This is a genomic window from Paenibacillus sp. GCM10027629 (genome assembly GCF_042676425.1).
In the GTDB taxonomy this organism is placed as follows: Bacteria; Bacillota; Bacilli; order Paenibacillales; family Paenibacillaceae; genus Paenibacillus_K; species Paenibacillus_K terrigena.
This window is the reverse complement of sequence record NZ_JBHTGZ010000009.1, coordinates 1,820,974-1,839,996: the sequence shown is the minus strand read 5'-3', so window position 1 is coordinate 1,839,996 and position 19,023 is coordinate 1,820,974. Positions and strand designations below refer to the sequence as shown.

The following is a 19,023-nucleotide window of genomic DNA, read 5'->3' as shown; positions in this document are numbered from 1 at the left end:
TACTCCAATGCAGATAAATAGAGTTCTACATAAATTGTTGGAGGAGTGCCTACATGACGGATCAATTGAATCGGATTTTGGTAGTCGATGATGAAGAGCGGATTCGCCGCTTGTTGAAGATGTATCTGGAGAAGGAAGGTTATATTATCGAGGAAGCCGAGGATGGCGAGACGGCATTGCAGAAATCGCTCGACTCTGACTTTGATCTTATCTTGCTCGATGTTATGCTCCCAGGGATCGATGGGGTAGAGGTGTGCACACGTCTGCGTCAATCCAAAGCGACTCCGGTCATCATGTTAACTGCTAAAGGAGAAGAAATTAACCGTGTGCAGGGGTTTGAAGTGGGGGCAGATGATTATGTTGTCAAGCCTTTCAGCCCGCGAGAGGTCATCTATCGTGTGAAGGCCATTCTGCGCCGTTCTTCCGCAACTGCATTCTTATCGAAAGAAGCGAATTCAAGCAACAATATCGTATTCCCGCATTTGCTAATTGAGCATGATGCGCATCGTGTAACGGCAGGCGGACAAGAGGTCGGCCTTACACCGAAAGAATATGAGCTTCTGCATTACTTGGCGGTTTCCCCGGATAAGGTATTCTCACGGGAAGAGCTGCTTAAGGATGTATGGAATTATGAGTTCTTCGGCGACTTACGGACAGTGGATACCCATGTCAAAAGGTTGCGTGAGAAATTGAATAAAGTATCTCCTGAATCTGCAGCAATGATTACAACAGTCTGGGGCGTCGGTTACAAGCTTGAGGTGCCGAAATAACGTGATGTTGTGGAAAAGTGTCGTAGGTAAGCTATGGATGACCATCATTGGTCTTGTTGCACTGATTCTTATGATTTTGGGTGTCTTTCTGTTACCTTATATCGATGTGTATCACTTTAAGAATTCCTATGATGTTAAGCGGCTATTTATTTTTACAGGGATCGTCGGGTTTTCACTCACGACGGTCTTTGCTTTTTTCTTGTTCTATAAAATTACGCAGCCTCTACGGATGCTTAAGAAAGCTGCGGATCGGATTCGAAAAGGTGAGTATAACACCGATGGTCTGAATATCCGTTCTACCGATGAAATCGGGGAGCTGGCGCATACGTTCAGTCATATGGCGAAAGAAATGCAAGTCACCATCCAGGACTTGAACCATGAGAAGGAGCATTTGTCGAGCATTCTACGGAGTATGACTGATGCGGTCATTACCTTCGATGCTGAAGGCAAAGTCGTATTAGCAAATCCGAGGGGCGAAGATATTCTTCGCGCTTGGAACGACTTATCTTGGGATGGAGACATGGCGGAACGGGAAGATGATTCATTCCATATTCCTGAACCGTTGATAGCGTTATTCCAAGCCGTACTTGAGACGCGTAGTGATCTGACCGACAAGGTTCATGTGCAGCAAGGCGTGTTCTCCGTTGTCATGGCGCCACTTCATTCGCAGGAAAGTGTTCGTGGAGCCGTTGCTGTGCTCCGTGATGTAACCGAGGAAGTGAAGCTTGAGAAGTTACGTAAAGATTTCGTGGCAAATGTCTCTCACGAGATCCGAACACCTCTCTCTATGCTCCAAGGCTATAGTGAGGCATTGATGGATGACATTGCTGCATCGCCGGAGGAGCGCCAAGAGCTGGTCCAAGTCATTCACGATGAATCGCTGCGGATGGGAAGACTGGTGAAGGATCTACTCGATCTAGCGCGTATGGAAGCAGGACATATCGAGATGCAGCACGAGAGCGTCCAAGTGGATCAATTGATCCAGCGCGTATACCGCAAGTTCGCGGTACTCGCGAAGGAGCGTGACATCCAATTGCTGCTTGAAGCGCCATCGGTGCCGATGATCTTGGAGGCTGCTGACGAGGATCGATTAGAGCAGGTACTGACGAACTTACTAGACAATGCATTTCGTCATACGAATGCAGGGCTTCAGATACTTCTCTCGGCAGGTTATACGGAGACGTCGAAGGGCAGAATGTTGGTGCTTAAGATAGCTGACCAGGGACAAGGGATTCCTTCGGAGGATGTGCCGTTTATATTCGAGCGTTTCTATAAGGCTGACAAAGCTCGTACGCGCGGAGCGAATGGGGGAACAGGGCTTGGACTTGCAATTGTCAAAAATATCGTGGATGCACACCATGCCACGATTGCGGTTCAGAGCACCGTTGGTCAAGGCACGACATTCACAATTACGTTTCCTGTCGAAATCTAATTTGAAATGACAAACACTCTCGTTATGAGGGTGTTTTTTGTGTTTTTTGGTGAAGGAGGCAATAAAATCTTGTTGTTCGTGGAACATCGCGAATATAAGAAATGCCCTCCGACACCAGGGAGTGGTGCGTGGAGGGCATTGTATTAAGAACCTATTTAATTAAAGTGTAATTTCTTTGGCTTTCAGAATGCCGTCAATTTGAAGCAATTGTCCGATCACGTCTTTTGGTAATCTGCGATCAACAGACAGCGCCATAATTGCATTACCGCCAGCCTCAGAACGACCTACTTGCATGGTTGCGATGTTGACATCGTTATTGCCTAATGTTGTACCAACGCTGCCGATCATACCCGGTTTATCGGTGTGAGAAATCAGGATGAGCGTTCCTTCTGGAGCAACGTCTACGGTAAAGCGATCAATTTGAACAATGCGCTCACCATAACCGTTCAGTAACGTTCCGGCAACGAGACGTTCTTCCGTAGAAGACTTCAACGTAACTTGAAGCAGGTTCGTAAAGCCTTTTGTTGCTGCAGACTTCTGTACGACGACGTTCACATCACGGACTTTGGCAAGATGCATGGAGTTGATGATATTCACATCCGAACCGAGATGGAAAGATAGTACACCTTTAATAATATGACGTGTGATTGGTTGTGTATCGAAATCTGCCAAATCACCGGAGTATTTCACGTGAATTTCTTGTACTGGACCATGGATCATTTGGGCAACGAATACGCCCAGCTGTTCACCAAGCTTGAAGTATGGCTGCAACTTATTGAGCACGTTCGCAGGAACTTGCGGCATGTTTACGGCGTTCTTGTACGGCTCATTGCGTAGAATATGGAGTACTTGCTCCGATACATCGATGGCCACGTTCTCTTGCGCTTCGATTGTCGATGCACCTAAATGCGGTGTGACAACGATTTTCGGATGCTTCAAGAATGGATGATCAGCACGAGGAGGTTCTTCCTCGAATACGTCGAATGCGGCTCCAGCTACAATTCCTTGATCGATCGCTTCAACGAGAGCGAGTTCGTCAACTACGCCGCCACGAGCACAGTTGATGATACGCATTCCTTTTTTCATGACCTCAAATTGAGGTCCCGAGATCATATGGCGTGTCTCTGGTGTCAATGGTGTATGCACCGTCATGAAGTCTGCATTACGGATGATGTCATCCACTGTTGCAAGAGTCACTTGTAATTTCTCTGCACGCTCTTCCGTGAGGAACGGATCGTAAGCAAGGATCTCCATCCCGAAGGCTTTAGCGCGTTTGGCAACTTCACTACCAATGCGACCCATACCAAGGACGCCGAGTGTCTTGTTACGAAGCTCAACGCCGAGGAAGGACTTACGGTCCCATTCGCCTTGAACAGTCTTCATGTAAGCTTGCGGAATATGACGGGACAAAGCCATCATCATGGCGAAAGTGTGTTCACAAGTTGTAATCGTGTTGCCGTCTGGTGCATTGATGACGATAATTCCTTGTTTGGTTGCTGCTTCGAGGTCGATATTATCGACGCCGACGCCTGCGCGACCAACCACTTTTAAATTTTTGCCTGCGTCCATAATGCGAGCAGTGACCCGAGTTTGGCTGCGAACGAGTAGGGCGTCATATTCCCCAATAATCGCGACGAGCTCATCTTCACTGAGTCCCGTTTTCTTCTCTACCGAAATGTCGGCGGCGTCAACCAATTGCTGAATACCCATGTCACTGATCGGATCCGATACTAATACTTTGTACATTGTGTAAACCTCCCTTTATTGGTTAAAAAAAATAAAAACTCTCAATCCGCATACTACTACCGTAGTAAGGGACGAGAGTTCAATTCGTGGTGCCACCCTAATTCGCTGCTAATTCATCTAGCAACCTCAATCGGTCCAAAGACCATGAACGATAACGGATTCTGCCGACTGCACCTACTTCGATTCAATGCAATAACTCAGGACTGCTGAACTGACTGTTGCATACCGCCGATTTCCACCAACCATCGGCTCTCTGTAGGCTGCACTAGCGTTCGTTCCATCAATGCTTTTCACAATTTATTTCCAATAATGTATCATCGGAACTGAATAGTGTCAATAGGAACTTCCCGAACTGTGATGTTTGTCACACAATCTTCGATATTGGTAATGATATGTACCGTGAAGCCTTGATTCGAAGCGAACTTGAATAGTGATTCCTAGGTTTGTTATGATGCTATTACTGTGTTTCCCACTTATTCGTAGAAGAATGGGAGCTGTGGCAGCAGTTCATCTTTATAGTACCGGTTTTTATTTTTCTTAAACTCATTAGCTTTTATCGCATCGGTACGAAGTAGTAAATCGACGGATTGATGAATGTATTGGACATTCAACTCACCACTTTGTCCATTTTGAATCATTTGATCGATTTTCGTCGTAATATCTTGTGGGTAGTAAGGTTGATACATATTCTTCTCTAGCAGTATATTGGTGATGAGAAGATTCTTGACCGCAATCGGATAACTCTTCCACTCTGTAATCGAGACTTTCGGTTGGAATACGACTTGCTTAGGAATTTCCGAATTCATGGTAGAACTCCATTTTAATATGGCAAAATACATTTGTTCTTGAGCTCGTAAGGTGTAATTCATAGCGCTTTTGATATATTCGTCCTTCGCGAGTTGCTCTGCTACAAGTGACCCGGGGATGGAGTTCGCCTTGCTAATGTATTTTGATGTACCCGTACTGAATAATTTTAATGATTTGAGATAATTGGTCTGTGCATCTTGAAGTAATGGAGAAGTGCCATTGATCGCACTTTGATTCGCTTGTTTATATTGTTCGTCGGCAAGTTTGCCAAGTGCGCGAACGATCGAAGCATTATCCGTTGTTGGATCGCCTGCATTTAATTGGTCCATATCCTCGAACCACGTATTCTGAAATTCTCGATACGGCAGTAGAACTGTGTGATAGAATGATACTAGATCTTGCTGCGGATACGTTCCGACTCGCTTTATTTGCTTGGTGGCAGCCGTCTTCGCGTCAAATTTGGCTTCCGTCCGATCGGTCCCAACTTTCAAGCCATAAAAGAAGGATCCAACCGCACAAATGAGCATGAAGATGAATCCGAGACTGAAAAAGAGATAAATTCTAGAGGGTCTTTTTTCCATGTGAAGCGCTCCTTCGATTACTTTGAGTTTGATTAGAATACAATACTTAGAACAGGCAGGACAGTGATGAAAAAAATCAACTTTAAACGCTTCAAGCTCAGACAAGTCACGGTGAATGATCTCAATGACCGCTTATTATTGATTAATTTGTATATCACGCAAGCTCTTACTCTTATTATCGGTATTATATGGCTCATTTTTCAGAGAAGAAATCCGTTATCTCTATTATCATGGCCAGAGGGCATCGAATTTCTATATTGGGGTGTCGGTCTCTCTGTTCTTGTCTTGGCTGCAGATCTTCTGGCGGGGCGATTTGTCCCGGAGGAGGCCATGAATGATGGCGGGATTAATGACATGCTCTTCAAGAAGCGGCCGCTCTGGCATATTTTCATCATTGCGGCGGTCGTATCGATCTGTGAAGAATTGTTATTTCGTGGTGCGATTCAGCATACCTTAGGTCCTTATTGGACGAGTATTCTATTCGCTGTGATACATGTACGTTACTTGAGACATTGGATTCCGACAGGGCTCGTGTTCGCGATCAGTTACGGAATGGGGTACATTTACATCCAAGCAGGGACCTTATGGGCACCCATCATCACACATTTCATCGTCGATTTCGTATTAGGACTGATCATTCGTTACCGGAGGGATTCATGATTCATGAGCAAGCAGTTAAGTCGAATTGAAAAGTACGGGCGTCGTAGTACGCGCAAAGTTAATAGTGAGCGGAAAAAATCAAAAATAGAGCGTCCGTTAGATTCGGAACAATCCGCAGAAGTTGGATCGAGACGGGAACTTCATCCCTCGTATCGCGGGAGATTAACGCGGCTCTTCTATCACTCGCTTATCGTACTTTTCATTCTATTGTTAATTGGTTTACTATATTGGGGACGCAAGATGATGGCATAATCAAGAGCGAGGGGAAGAAGTTATTGTGTTCTGGGTAATCATTGCGATATTCATCTTATTGATCGTGTTCGTTCTGATTCGAATGAGTTATGAAGCAACACATACGGTGATTCAACAGGAACATATTGCGCTGTCCGACCTACCGGAACATTGGACCGATACGACGTTCATGTTCATCAGCGATATTCATCGACGCAAAATCTCGGAGGAATGGGTAAAAGCTTTGATTGTGAAGCATCCGCAGATTGAACTGGTGCTGATCGGAGGCGATTTGACCGAGCGTGGGGTGCCGCTTGAACGAGTGAGGCATAATATGCAGTTACTACGGAAGATCGCACCTATTTATGCAGTGCATGGCAATCATGATTACAATGCCGATTACAGACAATTGGATATTGTGCTTCGGGAGTGCGGCGTTCAAGTGCTTGATAATGAGGCGATATGGCTGGAAAAAGAAGATCAAGGTGTGTGGCTCGTCGGTTTAGATGATCTGCTCACGGATCGGGCGAATTTGAGGCTAGCTTTTGCTGAGCCGAGATTACAGCCTGCCTTTACGATCATGCTCGTTCATGATCCTGGCATCATTCAGCAATTGCATGACGAACCGATTCATCTGATACTGGCGGGGCATACACATGGAGGACAATTTCGTTTGCCTGGGATCGGACCACTTGTAACACATGGGATATACCGTCAATATTCGTGTGGATTATATACGCTAGACAGAATTATTCGTAAGGGAAGCGACAAGCTTATCCAGGTATTCATTAGCAGAGGGTTTGGTACATCCCATCTTCCACTTCGTTTATTTTGCCCTGCAGAGGTTCATATCATTACGCTCCACCAAGAAGAAAAGCAATCCAAAACACCTTAATAAGAGGTTCTGGATTGCTTTTTTTTATTTCATGTCCTTCTCGAAATCAATGGCTAGCGGGTTGACGAACGTGTAGCCCTTGTCTTCTAGTTTGGTCAGTAATTCATCCAAGGCTTCAACGGTCCAAGGCAATTCGTGCATCAGAATGTTGCTGCCAGGATGGAGCTGCTCTAATACATTTTTAATTACTGCATCAGGTTTGTTTTTGTTCTTCGAATCCCAATCGAGGGATCCATTCGACCATGTCATGAACAACATCCCGTTGTCCTTGACAATTTTGCGTACCGTGTCGTTACCGATACCGAATGGGGGGCGGAAGAACTTCGGTGCTTCTCCGATCGTATCTTTTACAATTTTCTGTACATCTTCAATTTGTTTTTTGATATTGGCCTCGGATTCCTTCTTCAGATTGATGTGATCCCAGCTATGATTGCCGATGATTTGTTCCCGGTCGTGGATTAACTTTAACAGCTCAGGATGTGCTTTGACACGATATCCATTGACAAAAAATATAGCTTTGGCTTGATGTTTGTCCAATGTATCAATCAGACTATTGATCATTTTCTCATCTTTTGGACCATCATCGAAGGTCAGCAGAACCACCTTCTTCTCAATCCCTTCCTGTGCAGGAACAATGTTATAGACTTTGTTCATGACGTAAGACTTGGCGATTGAGACTTCTGTGCTTGCAGGCTCGTCAGTAGGCTTCTCTGATGATGGGGTTTGGGTATCGTTCGCGGGTGCTTTAGTTTCAGTACTGGCAATTGGCTGCACCGGAATATTGTCTTGTTCAACACTTTTTTGGCCGCAAGCCGTGAGGCTGATGACGAGGGTGAGCAGAATGAACCATTTTGAGGTTGTAGGCTTCATATTTGTTAGCTCCATTTCCTTATTTTAAACGGGATGAGTTTTATCTGAAGGGTCACAATATGTAATGATCTTATCATAAAGAGGAGGTTTTCGTCGTGAAAATGACAGCTTTTATGATTGGCGGTGTGCTTGGTGCGGCTGCTGCCGTATATATTAGCAACAACAAGCAGATGATGATGGCCAAAGCAGGTGATATGGGTCAATCCGTGAATGACTGGATGAGTAAAGCGAAGGATAAAGTAATTGAAGTGACGCTAAGCCCAGCGTTTGGGGATGCGACAGCTTCCTCAACAACTTCAACAATGTCATCCTCAAGCCAAGCCCCAAGTAGCTTTGCATCGTCTACACCTTCATCATCAGCCACTTCCAGCTTTGCATCCTCAACTATGTCTGATACCGAATTCGGTTCAGATCAGTCGTCAGGAGCAAGCGCAAGCAGCCATACTCAGCTGAAGGATCTGATTAATAAATCAGCTTCTGTCAAACGTGAAGTGGACGCCATTCTTAAAGAAAATAACACCTCCTTATAAGATGCACCAAGAAGATACGCTTATCAGCCTTAGTCAGGCGATAAGCGTATCTTCGGATTTATAAGAACAGTTTATTCGTGCGTTGCGTAAAATCATATAGGTTGAAAAAGAATCATGTTGCACATGAGAAATGTGTGATATGATTCTTTTTTTGTGCGTTTTTATTTTATCCTCGGATCGAACTTAACTAGTGCAAACGAGGAAATTTAGTGTTACCATGATATCTGAGGGCGTTTGTAAGCACACATTATATGTAATTTCATAAGCTGTTATAACCGATGCTTTCAATGGTATAATGGAAGATACATTTAATGATTTCTATATTATCAGCATGATTGTTTAAGGAGGATCCTGTCATGAAAATAGAACGTCTAAGTACAAATAAGATACGGATTTTCCTTACGTTCGATGACTTGTCAGAGCGCGGAATCCAAAAAGAAGATATGTGGAGAGAAATCCCCAAAGTTCATGAATTATTCAGCGAAATGATGGATCAAGCCTATACAGAGCTTGGATTTGATCCAACAGGACCGTTGGCTGTTGAAGTGTTTGCACTGCCTGCACAAGGAATGGTGGTCATCGTGACCCGTGGAAAATATGATGTCCCTTCACTAGGTGTGAATTTAGAAGATGAGTTAGAAGAGGAAGTCTATGAGATGGAAGTAACCATGGAGCAAAGCGATACCATTATGTATGCATTCGCCGACTTCGAGCACCTCATCGATCTAGCCCATTTGATAGCGTCGCATGTCGAGGAGGAAGGAAAGTTATATTATTACAAAGATCGTTATATTCTACATCTAGAGCCCAAGGATTTAGAACAAAGCGCTTATAATGCGCTTATTGCTCTTCTCGCGGAATATGGAGAGGCGACTTCTGTGACCCCAGCGGTACTTGATGAATATGCCAAAGTCGTTATGCCTTCCAATGCGATTGGTACGATTTGCGCTCATTTCACACCGCTGCAATAATCTTACGAAGTCAGTTTTGCTTCGCAAAACTTGGCTTATGCTTACGAAGTCAAAGTTTTACTCTGTAAAACTAAGCTCATGCTTACGAAGTGAGTTTTACTTCGCAAAACTTTAGGAGGTCATATTCGGTGCCTTTGTTCTCAATTCTAACGGCAGCAATCGCGCCGGGTATCGCATTGCTTGTATATTTTTATCTCAAAGATCGATATGACAGTGAACCGATCTCCATGGTGGTCAAAATATTTTTACTCGGATTTCTCATTGTACTGCCGATTATGGTGATCCAACATGGTATGCAGCTGTGGTTAGGAAATAATCCTTACTTATTCTCCTTCGGTATTTCAGCCGGGGTTGAGGAAGCTGTCAAATGGTTCGTGATCTATCATATTGTCTATAATCATACGGAATTCGATGAACCTTATGATGGTATCCTCTATACTGTCGCGGTCTCGCTCGGATTTGCAACCATAGAGAATTTACTGTATGCATGGTATAGCCATCCTTCGTTTGGTACCTTGCTCGTTCGCGCTTTGCTGCCTGTTTCTGGACATGCACTTTTTGGTGTCATGATGGGGTATTATTTCGGTAAAGCGAAATTCTCAGAAGGAAAACGCAAGAGACGGTACTTACTCTATGCGGTGCTCATCCCGCTCTTCTGGCATGGTGTGTATGACTACGTCTTACTCACCGTCAAAACGTATTGGATTTGGTACATCGTTCCTCTCATGGTGTATCTATGGTATCGCGGAATGATGAATGTGAAGAGTGCGAATTCGCGTTCGCCTTTTCGTCTATTAAAACGTGAAGAAATACAAGATTAAACGATTAAAATCCGGTTATACTTCATAATGAGGTGATCGGATGCGGGTCAAAGTTAGAATTCGGTGCAAGAACTGCGGAGAGAAATTTGTCCTCCGAGGGAAGAAAGAACGCGGCCGTATTGAAACAGGATTCAAACAATGTCTTTGTAATAATACCCAAGATTTTGAAATCGAAGAAGACCGTTATTAGGGCGATCGATCGGGAAATGCATAAAGCTTCCTTTTTTGAATCACACTAACGTCAGTTTGTGATGAGAAAGGAGCCGTTTGTACAATGTATAAGCGAATAAGTGCAGTGTTATTTCCGATTGTCGCCCTTATTTTGATTGCGACTGCTTACTGGGGATATCAACAGTATAAGCAGAAAAATGCGGTCATTTTAAAGGCGGAAAGCCAGTATCAGAGAGCGTTCCATGATCTCTCGTATCATGTTGAGAAATTACATAGCGAATTAGGTAATGCACTCGCAGTAAATTCAGCTTCTCAAGGGATGCATCGTAAGAGTTTGGCTAATGTGTGGAGAATTACAAGCGAGGCGCAGAGCGAAATCAATCAACTTCCATTGACACTGCTGCCTTTTAGTAAAACGGAAGATTTTCTGTCCCATATTTCGAACTTCTCGTACAAGGCTTCGATGCGTGATATGACCAAGGAGCCTTTGACGAAGGATGAAATGAAAATGCTCAAGACACTCTATAGCAATTCGGAGGAGATCTCGAACGATCTTCAAAAGGTGCAGGCAACGGCGCTGAAGAACAATCTGCGCTGGCTGGATGTGGAGGAAGTCATGGCGAGCAAGACTCAGAAGCTGGATAATTCCATCATCGATGGATTTAAAACCGTTGACAAAAAGGTTGGAAATTACCCTGAGATTAACTGGGGACCAGCGGTGGCCAGCGTCTATAGCAAACGTTCCGTGAAAATGCTGTCTGGGCAGAACGCGACCACAGAAGAGATTAAGAAGAAGGCATCCACGTTCCTCGGCGATCATAAGATCACGGATGTCAAAGTGGTTGAGAACGGGGCAAAGACAGAATACGCCTCTTACTCGGTTACAGGGAAACGCAAAGATACGCAAACGGTCGTTCATTTGGATTATACGAAGCGTGGCGGACATTTGATCAGTTATATGGATACACGAGACATTGGCGCGAAGAAGATTTCGAAGGATCAAGCGATGGAAGCCGCACAGAAATTTTTGAATGAGCATAATTATCCGGAAATGGTGCCGGTAAGCTATGACGAATACGATAATATTGGCAGCACGATCTTTGCGCGCAAACAGCAAGGGATTATATTCTATCCAGAACGTATTACGGTACGTATTGCGCTGGACAATGGCGAAGTGACAGGGATTCAAGCGAGTGACTATGAATACAAGAAGCATGTATTTGATAAGAAAAATACGAAGCCGAAGCTAAGCGTCGAACAAGCGCGGAAATATTTGAACCCGGATCTCAAGGAGAGGTTCAACCGCTTGGTGATGATTGAGAACGAGCTAGGAAAGCCGACCCTCTGCTATGAGTTTGTCGGCGATATCAACAGCGCCACCTACCGGATCTATCTCAATGCGAATACAGGCATGGAAGAGAACATTGAAGAACTTAAAGGGATGAAACAGAAAAATCCCGCTTAATAAAAAGATCCTATAGAGCCTTTCGACAATCCTGTCGAAGGGCTTTTGCTATTGACGCAATATGTTATAATATGGCTAGATTTTTGTATTCATTGATCGAGGGTTAGACGAGAAGAAATTTAGATATGGCAGGTGATTCGGTTGTTACCTCGAGTAAGTGATCTGGTTTATATTCAAGTGGCTTCAACAGATGAACAGGAAGCGAACCACGAATATAAGTCCCGCATTGTAGAAATGGATGAGACGAATCTATTCATTGAAATTCCGTTAGATGAGCGAACGGGGCGATATAAGCCGCTTCATCTAGGCGATGAGCTCTCTGTATATTTTCTTACGGAAGGCGGCGTTAAGAACTACTTCAATACTTATGTGTGTGGGACACGTCAGGATGTTGTCCGAATGGTTGCCATTAAGAAGCCGGAACTCGAATCCATTTCGAAGATTCAACGTCGTAATTTCTTGCGCGTAACAGCTGAATTAGAGCTTGCCGTAAAATTAATGGATCAAGTGCAGTTCATCGCGATTACGGAAGATGTGAGCGGGGGCGGTATATCGTTTCGCTGTGACGCGAAATGGAATGTGAAGCCGGGTCAGCAAATATCTTGTTGGTTATTGATTCCTTATCGTAATGGCGCGGTTGAACACGCACAGTTCACTGCTGAGACCGTACGTGTCAAGCCACTCACGCATGACAAGCAGCTCGTGATGATGAAGTTTAGTGAAGTCAGCGAGACGGAACAGCAGAAGATCATTCGTTTTTGTTTTGAGAAACAATTTGATTATCGTAAAAAATAACAGGCATAATTCATACATAATTTGGAAACAATAGCCTCCAATTCGTGTTGGAGGGTGAATCAGATGCGTAGGAATAAAGATCAGCAAGCGGAACAATATGTGCAATTATTTATTCTATTTGCGAACCGTATTGAGAAGCATTTGAAAAGATGGCTGTGGATATGCTGCTGCTTGCTCATCGTGTGTCAAATTCTGCTTCGAATCCCTATGGTACGCGGGTTTATCTCAGGTGTCGATCGTTTGGAAGGGGTTCCGATTTCAAGCCAAAAAATACCGGACAAATCGCGTCCATAGCGGATTATTTTTTGCATCTCTCTTCTTTGTGTGGTATAATTTTCACGTCGCAGGCAACGCCTGCTTTTTTCTTGAAATTTAAGGATGAATGAAGTCGTTTCGACCTGAGGAACGTTTTGAGGAGGAGCAACCTGTTGTTGAATGCGCAGCAAGGTACACTAGACAAGATCAACATTGCAATTGATGGCCCTGCAGGAGCAGGGAAAAGTACGGTAGCTCGTCAGGTCGCGAAGAAGCTTTCTTATGTGTATGTTGACACAGGAGCGATGTACAGAGCTGTAACATGGTTTATGATGGGCCATGGCATTTCAGCAAGTGATACCGATCGTGTTCTTGGTGCCATGAAAGAGCTACATATTGAATTAATTCCCGGTGAACTGACACAACAGGTTATCGTGAATGGTGAAGATGTAACAAGCTATATTCGTACGAACGAGATTAGTCAGCATGCATCCAGTTATGCGAAGATTGGTCCGCTTCGATCCGTCCTCGTCGACATGCAGCGCCAGATGGCTGCGAGCAAAGGCGTTGTGATGGATGGCCGAGATATAGGTACACATGTGTTGCCACAAGCTGAACTGAAAATTTTCCTCACAGCAAGTGTTGAGGAGAGAGCTCAGAGGCGCTATCAAGAGATTAAAGATAGTCAACAGATTACGCTGGAGCAGCTCATGCATGATATTGCTGCACGTGATCGCCAAGATGAACAACGCGAAATTTCACCGCTCGTCTGTGCTGAAGATGCGATTTCATTGGACACAACCTCTATGAACATTGATGAAGTTGTGGATCAGATTATTGACTATTGCATAACCAAAACGGATGGAGCGAAGTAAATTATGTTGTATAATTTTTGTAGAGGCCTTTTACGCGGATTATATCGATTATTATTCCGTCTCGAAGCTATTGGCATAGAACATGTGCCGTCTGAAGGTGGCGTATTGCTCTGCTCGAATCATGTGAGTCTATTCGATCCGCCAACGGTGGGGATATGTTTGGAGCGCAAAGTGCATTTCATGGCCAAGCAGGAATTGTTCAAGATTCCGTTACTCGGGAAATTAATTCATGAGCTAGGTGCGTTCCCAGTTAAGCGTGGTGGAGTGAGTAAAGAGTCGATCAAGATCTCGCTCAATATCCTACGCGATGGCAAAGTAATGGGGATATTCCCAGAGGGTTCTCGGCATTCTGAAGGTGAAGGGAAGAAAGGGGCTGCAAGCTTTGCACTTCGAAGCGGCGCCGCTGTCGTACCTGTAGCTATTATCGGGAGCTATCGGTTATTCGGTAAAGTGAAGGTGGTATACGGCAAGCCAATTGACGTTACTCCTTTCCAGGAAGATCCGAAGACTGCAGTGGATACACTTACAGATGAGATCATGAATCGAATTGATCAATTAAAGCATCAATATCGATGATTTCATGCATGATTTTTTAATTTGGAAAGATACTACATTTTAATGGTTTTGAACGCTGCCCACTGTGGCAGGTTTAAATAAATGGGGCTTTGAACTGAGGAGGTATAACGAATGTCGGAAGAAAATGTGCAAGTTGAAGCAGTTGAGAATCAAGCAGATCTCGACAACATCGTATCCATCAAAAAAGGGGACACGGTGAAAGGAACAATCGTTAAGATTGAGGATAACCAAGCCATTGTTAGCTTTGGATATAAATATGATGGTATTATCCCGATTCGTGAGTTGTCTTCTGTACAAGTTGACAATGCAGCGGATGCGGTACAAATTGGCCAAGAAGTGGAGTGTAGAGTTGTGACAATTGATGATCAAAACGAAAAAATGGTATTATCCAAGCGTCAAATCGATAGCGAGAACGCATGGGAGCAATTGCAAGCAAAGCTTGACAGCGGAGAAGTCTTCGAAGTTGTTGTAGCAGATGTCGTAAAAGGTGGCCTTGTTGCTGATGTAGGCACACGCGGATTCATTCCAGCATCGATGGTTGAGCGTCATTTCGTTGAAGATTTCAGCGATTACAAAGGTAAGACGCTTCGTGTGAAAGTTAAAGAATTGGATCGGGAGAACAACAAAGTGATCTTGTCTCAAAAAGACGTATTGGATCAAGAGTTCGAAGCGAACAAATCAAACATCATTGCAAACATTAAAGAAGGCCAAGAAATTGATGGTACAGTACAACGCTTGACGCAATTCGGCGCATTCGTTGATATCGGCGGCGTAGACGGCTTGGTTCACGTGTCCGAGCTTGCTTGGACGCATGTTGAGAAGCCTGCTGATGTGGTTCAAGAAGGTCAAAGCGTTCGCGTTAAAGTATTGAAAGTAGATCCTGCGAACGGCAAAATTAGCCTAAGCATCAAAGCTGCTCAACCAGGTCCTTGGGATACAGCAGCTGGACAATTCAATATTGGCGATATCGTAACAGGAACAGTTAAACGTCTTGTGAACTTTGGTGCATTCGTAGAAATCGCTGCAGGCGTTGAAGGCCTTGTACACATTTCTCAAATCGCTCACCGTCATATTGGTACTCCGCATGAAGTATTGAAAGAAGGACAAAGCGTTCAAGTGAAAATCTTGGATCTGAACGTTGCTGAGAAACGTGTAAGCCTCAGCATCAAAGAAACAGAAGAAGCTCCTGCAGAAGCTCCTAAAGCTGAGAAGCAACCAAGATCTTCGGCTAGAGCGCCTAGAGAAGAAATTAAATTGAACAACCCTAACGTATCGCTTAGCAACGAAGGCATGAGCTTCTCTCTTGCAGAGAAATTCGGCGACAAACTAAGCAAATTCAAAAACTAGAACAATTCATACGGGGGGAATGGAGAGATGCGTGTTTCGCGCAAAGTTGAGCATTTGCAGCATGCGCTGCAAACGGGCCAGAGCGGAAAACACGGACTTTCGGATATCCGGTTTGTGCATCAATGTCTGCCTGAGCAGTCTCTCTCTTCCGTGTCACTCGAATCGTACATCGGCGAGCTCAAATTGAGTTCGCCGATTGTTATTAATGCGATGACTGGAGGAGCACGTGAGACAGAGTCAATTAACCGTGATCTAGCAATAGCGGCGAGAGAGACAGGTATTGCCATGGCGGTCGGTTCGCAAATGTCTGCGATTAAGCATCCGGAAGTACGGTCTAGTTATACGATTGTTCGAGAGATGAATCCGAGTGGTCTGGTATTCGCCAATTTGGGAAGTGAGGCAACCGTTGAGCAAGCGAAAATGGCTGTCGATATGCTTCGTGCGAATGCCTTGCAAATTCATATCAATCCGATGCAAGAGCTCATTATGCCGGAAGGGGATCGGGATTTTCGAGGTGTCCTTGAACGCATTGCTCAAATTGTGCGCGCCATCGATGTTCCTGTCATCGTGAAGGAAGTTGGATTCGGAATGACCGTTGAAGCGGGCAAGAAGCTTCATGATGCGGGGGTATCCGTGATCGATATCGGGGGATTTGGCGGAACGAATTTCGCTGCGATCGAGAACGCTCGGCGTGAGGAGTCGATAGGATGGCTGAATGACTGGGGAATTCCGACAAGTTGCGCTTTGTTGGAAATAGGACAGGCTATTCTACCGAACCGGATTATCGCTTCCGGAGGCATTAACAATGCACTTGATCTATGCAGAGCGCTGTCGATTGGAGCCGGAGCTGCAGGACTTGCAGGAACGTTCTTAAAGACATTGAACCAAGAAGGAATAGATGCGGTAATTCAGCAGATTACCAATCTTAATGATCAGCTATCGCTCATCATGACCGGGCTCGGCGCATCAAGAATCTCCGATTTGTGGCATGTACCGATGATCATTGGCGGGGAAACAGCACATTGGTGTTACGCACGAGGAATCGATATTAGGGCTTACGCCCAAAGGCAGGATCCTCGGTTAAAATAGACTCGATTGACAGATAATAGGAGCAGTTGAGGTGATCCTATTGAACGCTGGTACAATCGCGTTATTGGTGTATTTAATTGTTCTGATATTACTTAGCAGTGGTTGGAGAGAAGTATTTATTTCATCATTGTCCTATCGATCTTGTTTGTTGTTTATGATTTTTTTTCCCATTGCTGCGTTATTTACGATACCTATTCACTCTACCTTGACCTTGAATATGGGGGTGATGGTTCTGCTTGTAACAGCAGTATATTGCTTGGATAAGCTGGACCCATGGTATCGTAAAATCTATGTCATAACGGTTACCTTATTAATTGGCGTCGTATATGCGTTGTTCGGGCATTTCGTCATCTTGGATCCGATCTTCATCTGGGTGTCATCGCGATGGGATCCCGTTATCGTATCGGTGGCTTGCGTTCTTCTTGCGGTACAAACCATTGAAGAACAGCTAGTCATTATCACGGTTGGTTTCTTGTTTGGTGATGCTATTATGCAAGGATTGACAGGTGGGGCTGGAATCACATTGGGGACGGCTGCATGGTACGATCAATGGTGGATTTCAATCATAACAGCAAGATTATGTGCGTGGTCTTTGGAGAGCGTCATGCTGCTCGGTAAGAATACGGCTGGTTTTTTCTACGACCGGCTTAAGAGCTGGAAGAAATAAAAAAAGACCCATCAAAGTGAAGAGAAGCTTTGCAGTTGATTCCGAATACTTTGGCGTGGATCAGAAAATTTAGAAGGAATTTAGCTTCATGATAACAGTGAAGCATTCGATATAGGAGGAAATGGATTATGTCTAGACCCGTAGTAGCCATCGTAGGACGTCCTAACGTTGGTAAATCGACGATTTTCAACCGAATTATCGGGGACCGTCTTGCAATCGTTGAAGATAAGCCTGGGATTACACGTGACCGTATTTACGGTACTGCGGAATGGAATGGTGTTCCGTTCAGTGTAATTGATACAGGTGGTATCGAAATCGATGGCGAGGATGTTATTTTGAAGTCGATTCGTGTACAAGCTGAGCTTGCGATCGAAGAGGCTGATGTGATTGTATTTATGTGTGAAGCGAAGAGTGGCCTTACGAATGCAGATGAAGAGGTAGCTCAGCTATTGTTCCGCTCCGGTAAGCCAATTGTTTTGGCCGTTAATAAAGTCGATAATCTAAGCCGTATGGATGAGATTTATGAATTCTACAGCCTTGGATTAGGCGATCCTGTTGCACTATCGGGTTCGCATGGAACCGGGCTAGGCGATTTGCTCGATGTCGTTGTAGAGCTTCTACCTGAGAAAGAAGAAGAAGTATATGAAGAGGATGTCATCCGCGTCGCATTGATTGGGCGTCCGAATGTCGGTAAATCATCGCTCGTGAATGCAATTCTAGGGGAAGAACGCGTTATCGTTAGTGATATTGCGGGGACTACTCGGGATGCGATTGATACACCATTTGAACGTGATGGACAGAAGTATGTTCTTATCGATACGGCAGGTATGCGTAAACGAGGTAAAGTCTACGAATCGACAGAGAAATACAGTGTCATGCGTGCGATTAAAGCCATTGAGCGAGCGGATGTTGTACTCGTCGTCATCAATGGGGAAGAAGGAATTATCGATCAAGATAAGCATATCGCAGGATATGCGCATGATGCGGGGAAAGCGTCAATCTTTGTCGTGAATAAGTGGGATGTTGTCGAGAAGGATGATAAGACCATGCAACAATTTACGCAAAAGATCCGTGATCATTTCCTATTCATGACGTATAGTCCGGTTGTCTACTTGTCCGCGCTGACGAAACAGCGCCTTCACAAGCTTCTGCCTGTTGTTCAGCATGTATCCGAGCAGCATGCACAGCGCATCCAGACGCATATTCTGAATGATATTGTCTCAGATGCGATTGCGATTAACCCTCCACCGACAGATAAAGGTCGCAGAATGCGGATTAATTACGTGACACAAGTGGCCGTGAAACCACCGACCATTGTCGTCTTCGTCAATGATCCTGAACTTATGCATTTCTCATATGAACGGTACCTTGAGAATAAGATTCGGGCTGCATTTACGTTCGAAGGCACACCGATTCGTATCTTTACACGGCGGAAGACCGATCAAGAATAGAGGATTAAAGGGAGGAGA

Annotated in this window: 20 protein-coding genes and 1 other annotated feature; of the genes, 17 read left to right on the top strand and 3 right to left on the bottom strand. The window is 44.6% G+C overall.

The window, feature by feature from the left end; all coding sequences use genetic code 11:
- Positions 1-53: 53 nt before the first annotated feature.
- Positions 54-770, top strand: a complete 717-nt coding sequence (locus tag ACFQZR_RS18045) for a response regulator transcription factor (protein ID WP_018755277.1) — start codon at positions 54-56, stop codon at positions 768-770.
- Between the two features lies 1 nt (position 771).
- Entirely contained in the window at positions 772-2,202 is a 1,431-nt protein-coding gene (locus ACFQZR_RS18040; RefSeq protein ID WP_483874913.1) for a HAMP domain-containing sensor histidine kinase, read from the top strand.
- 159 nt (positions 2,203-2,361) lie between these two features.
- Here the strand turns inward: ACFQZR_RS18040 and serA are convergent, their stop codons facing one another.
- Positions 2,362-3,948 (bottom strand): phosphoglycerate dehydrogenase, encoded by a 1,587-nt coding sequence (serA, locus tag ACFQZR_RS18035; RefSeq protein ID WP_379348274.1) that lies wholly within the window; start codon positions 3,946-3,948, stop codon positions 2,362-2,364.
- Between the two features lie 64 nt (positions 3,949-4,012).
- Positions 4,013-4,241 (bottom strand) — a binding site (T-box leader).
- Positions 4,242-4,421: 180 nt separating this feature from the next.
- Positions 4,422-5,336, bottom strand: a complete 915-nt coding sequence (locus ACFQZR_RS18030; protein ID WP_379348272.1) for a hypothetical protein — start codon at positions 5,334-5,336, stop codon at positions 4,422-4,424.
- A 66-nt stretch (positions 5,337-5,402) separates the two neighbouring features.
- Between ACFQZR_RS18030 and ACFQZR_RS18025 the strand changes: the two genes are divergently transcribed.
- From ACFQZR_RS18025 to ACFQZR_RS18015, 3 genes are read left to right on the top strand one after another with little or no spacing between them, the layout of a single operon-like run.
- A complete protein-coding gene (locus ACFQZR_RS18025) occupies positions 5,403-5,996 on the top strand; it encodes a CPBP family intramembrane glutamic endopeptidase (RefSeq protein WP_018755281.1) in 594 nt (197 codons plus the stop codon).
- Between the two features lie 3 nt (positions 5,997-5,999).
- Positions 6,000-6,248, top strand: coding sequence for a hypothetical protein (locus ACFQZR_RS18020; RefSeq protein WP_379348269.1), 249 nt, complete (start codon positions 6,000-6,002; stop codon positions 6,246-6,248).
- Between the two features lie 25 nt (positions 6,249-6,273).
- Entirely contained in the window at positions 6,274-7,122 is an 849-nt protein-coding gene (locus tag ACFQZR_RS18015; protein ID WP_379348267.1) for a metallophosphoesterase, read from the top strand.
- Between the two features lie 24 nt (positions 7,123-7,146).
- On the opposite strand, the gene ACFQZR_RS18010 is transcribed toward ACFQZR_RS18015, so the two are convergent.
- A complete protein-coding gene (locus tag ACFQZR_RS18010; RefSeq protein WP_379348265.1) occupies positions 7,147-7,992 on the bottom strand; it encodes a polysaccharide deacetylase family protein in 846 nt (281 codons plus the stop codon).
- Between the two features lie 95 nt (positions 7,993-8,087).
- Between ACFQZR_RS18010 and ACFQZR_RS18005 the strand changes: the two genes are divergently transcribed.
- From ACFQZR_RS18005 to der, 12 genes are all read left to right on the top strand, one after another.
- A complete protein-coding gene (locus tag ACFQZR_RS18005) occupies positions 8,088-8,522 on the top strand; it encodes a hypothetical protein (RefSeq protein WP_379348263.1) in 435 nt (144 codons plus the stop codon).
- A 356-nt stretch (positions 8,523-8,878) separates the two neighbouring features.
- Positions 8,879-9,493, top strand: coding sequence for a genetic competence negative regulator (locus tag ACFQZR_RS18000; protein ID WP_018755286.1), 615 nt, complete (start codon positions 8,879-8,881; stop codon positions 9,491-9,493).
- Between the two features lie 128 nt (positions 9,494-9,621).
- On the top strand, positions 9,622-10,314 hold the full coding sequence (gene prsW, locus ACFQZR_RS17995) for a glutamic-type intramembrane protease PrsW (RefSeq protein WP_379348260.1): 693 nt from the start codon (positions 9,622-9,624) through the stop codon (positions 10,312-10,314).
- A 274-nt stretch (positions 10,315-10,588) separates the two neighbouring features.
- Positions 10,589-11,950 carry a germination protein YpeB gene (gene ypeB, locus ACFQZR_RS17990; protein ID WP_379348258.1) on the top strand — a complete coding sequence of 454 codons (1,362 nt, stop codon included), beginning with the start codon at positions 10,589-10,591 and terminating at the stop codon, positions 11,948-11,950.
- Positions 11,951-12,091: 141 nt separating this feature from the next.
- Positions 12,092-12,745, top strand: coding sequence for a flagellar brake protein (locus ACFQZR_RS17985; protein WP_314585374.1), 654 nt, complete (start codon positions 12,092-12,094; stop codon positions 12,743-12,745).
- 63 nt (positions 12,746-12,808) lie between these two features.
- Positions 12,809-13,039 carry a hypothetical protein gene (locus tag ACFQZR_RS17980; RefSeq protein ID WP_379348256.1) on the top strand — a complete coding sequence of 77 codons (231 nt, stop codon included), beginning with the start codon at positions 12,809-12,811 and terminating at the stop codon, positions 13,037-13,039.
- Positions 13,040-13,173: 134 nt separating this feature from the next.
- Positions 13,174-13,875: a (d)CMP kinase gene (gene cmk, locus ACFQZR_RS17975; protein WP_379348254.1), complete on the top strand. Its 702-nt coding sequence runs from the start codon at positions 13,174-13,176 to the stop codon at positions 13,873-13,875.
- 3 nt (positions 13,876-13,878) lie between these two features.
- Entirely contained in the window at positions 13,879-14,451 is a 573-nt protein-coding gene (locus ACFQZR_RS17970) for a lysophospholipid acyltransferase family protein (protein ID WP_018755292.1), read from the top strand.
- A 111-nt stretch (positions 14,452-14,562) separates the two neighbouring features.
- Positions 14,563-15,798 (top strand): 30S ribosomal protein S1, encoded by a 1,236-nt coding sequence (gene rpsA, locus ACFQZR_RS17965; RefSeq protein ID WP_379348251.1) that lies wholly within the window; start codon positions 14,563-14,565, stop codon positions 15,796-15,798.
- Positions 15,799-15,825: 27 nt separating this feature from the next.
- Complete coding sequence (gene fni / locus ACFQZR_RS17960; protein WP_379348249.1) at positions 15,826-16,887, top strand: type 2 isopentenyl-diphosphate Delta-isomerase; 1,062 nt, start codon at positions 15,826-15,828, stop codon at positions 16,885-16,887.
- 31 nt (positions 16,888-16,918) lie between these two features.
- A complete protein-coding gene (locus ACFQZR_RS17955) occupies positions 16,919-17,554 on the top strand; it encodes a YphA family membrane protein (RefSeq protein ID WP_379348247.1) in 636 nt (211 codons plus the stop codon).
- Between the two features lie 128 nt (positions 17,555-17,682).
- Positions 17,683-19,005, top strand: a complete 1,323-nt coding sequence (gene der / locus ACFQZR_RS17950; RefSeq protein ID WP_018755296.1) for a ribosome biogenesis GTPase Der — start codon at positions 17,683-17,685, stop codon at positions 19,003-19,005.
- Positions 19,006-19,023: the final 18 nt, after the last annotated feature.

Coding starts and splice junctions, on each gene's coding strand:
- fni (WP_379348249.1), top strand. CDS start 15,826: ATGCGTGTTTCGCGCAAAGTTGAGCATTTGCAGCATGCGCTGCAAACG.
- ACFQZR_RS18025 (WP_018755281.1), top strand. CDS start 5,403: ATGAAAAAAATCAACTTTAAACGCTTCAAGCTCAGACAAGTCACGGTG.
- ACFQZR_RS18010 (WP_379348265.1), bottom strand. CDS start 7,992: ATGAAGCCTACAACCTCAAAATGGTTCATTCTGCTCACCCTCGTCATC.
- der (WP_018755296.1), top strand. CDS start 17,683: ATGTCTAGACCCGTAGTAGCCATCGTAGGACGTCCTAACGTTGGTAAA.
- ACFQZR_RS18030 (WP_379348272.1), bottom strand. CDS start 5,336: ATGGAAAAAAGACCCTCTAGAATTTATCTCTTTTTCAGTCTCGGATTC.
- ACFQZR_RS18045 (WP_018755277.1), top strand. CDS start 54: ATGACGGATCAATTGAATCGGATTTTGGTAGTCGATGATGAAGAGCGG.
- ypeB (WP_379348258.1), top strand. CDS start 10,589: ATGTATAAGCGAATAAGTGCAGTGTTATTTCCGATTGTCGCCCTTATT.
- serA (WP_379348274.1), bottom strand. CDS start 3,948: ATGTACAAAGTATTAGTATCGGATCCGATCAGTGACATGGGTATTCAG.
- rpsA (WP_379348251.1), top strand. CDS start 14,563: ATGTCGGAAGAAAATGTGCAAGTTGAAGCAGTTGAGAATCAAGCAGAT.
- ACFQZR_RS18020 (WP_379348269.1), top strand. CDS start 6,000: ATGAGCAAGCAGTTAAGTCGAATTGAAAAGTACGGGCGTCGTAGTACG.
- ACFQZR_RS17980 (WP_379348256.1), top strand. CDS start 12,809: ATGCGTAGGAATAAAGATCAGCAAGCGGAACAATATGTGCAATTATTT.
- ACFQZR_RS18000 (WP_018755286.1), top strand. CDS start 8,879: ATGAAAATAGAACGTCTAAGTACAAATAAGATACGGATTTTCCTTACG.
- ACFQZR_RS17970 (WP_018755292.1), top strand. CDS start 13,879: ATGTTGTATAATTTTTGTAGAGGCCTTTTACGCGGATTATATCGATTA.